1 protein-coding gene is annotated in these 1,199 nt (G+C 36.9%); it reads left to right on the top strand.

What is annotated here, in order from left to right; genetic code table 11:
* A partial coding sequence (locus JCM9157_RS23035; RefSeq protein ID WP_035668875.1) for an IS110 family transposase occupies positions 1–764 on the top strand: 764 nt, incomplete at its 5' end.
* Positions 765–1,199 lie beyond the last annotated feature (435 nt).

Genomic DNA, 1,199 nt, shown 5'->3' with positions numbered 1-1,199 from the left:
ATCGGTATTTTCCTGAATTCTTAACAGTATTTAAGGATTGGGAAGGGCTGTCAGCTCTGCAAATATTAAAGCTAAATCTACTACCACATGAGTTAGTCCAACTCCCTGATCAAGAGATATTAACTCATCTAAGAAAAGCTGTGAAACGTGCAGTGGGCATAAGTAGAATAAGAGAATTAAAGAAGGCAGCTAGTGTTTCAATTGGAATCCGTGAGGGTTCAGATTTGGCTAAATTAGAGTTAAGCACGTTGTTAGATAAGTATGAACTCAATACTAAGAAGTTTGAACAGCTTGAGGTTAAGAGGGACGAGCTACTAGAACGAATTCCTGGTGTTCAACAAATGTTAGCGATCACAGGTATCGGAAAAGATACGATAGCTGGGTTCTTTGCAGAGGTTGGAGATCTACGCTACTACTCACACCCTCGTCAAATTATTAAACTTGCAGGTTTAAGCTTGATGGAACACACATTAGGAAAACATAAGGGCAAAACCAGAATAACCAAAAGAGGCAGGAGAAATCTAAGAGCCCTTTTGTTTAGAGTTATTATGCCACTTGTGGCTAAGAATTCTGGTTTTAAAGCCTTACACGAATACTATACAAAACGCCCTGATAATCCATTGAAAAAGATGCAGTCACTGATAGCCTTATGTAATAAATTGATACGAGTGTTATTTGCAATTGGTAAGAAGCAGTTTGAGTTTAGTGAAGATAGAATGCTAAAGGATATTCCTCATATGGCTGTATTGCCAAAGGTGGCTTAATTTTTCTCGATACTAGGAAAAGTTTTTAAGTAAGTTTTTAAGTAGATTATTTCAATAATTAATAGACATTTGAAGCACGGATTAGTCAGTAAATCAACTATAATACGGACATTGATCCTGTCGGGCAGCATAACTGACATCTACCTCATGGAAAGGTTGGACGAAGGAATTTTGGAGCATAGACTCTGCGAGATATGGGAGGGTTGACCTCCATGAGAAATGTAGACATCCACCAGTGCGACCATACTTCAACTTAATATCCACTTTTTGGATAGAAGTGGTTTGGGTACATACAGTCTTTTTTGCTTCTTAACTCCAAAATATACCTATTAAACAACTTTATCCCATGTTATCAATGTCTAATAAAAATGAATGACTATGAAATAGTGAGAAAAGGCTAGAAATCGAAAGATTTACCTTTCTATATAGAGGGAG

The organism is Halalkalibacter akibai JCM 9157 (assembly GCF_000513135.1).
Taxonomy (GTDB): Bacteria; Bacillota; Bacilli; order Bacillales; family Bacillaceae_D; genus Halalkalibacter; species Halalkalibacter akibai.
This window is presented reverse-complemented; position numbering and strand designations above follow the sequence as displayed.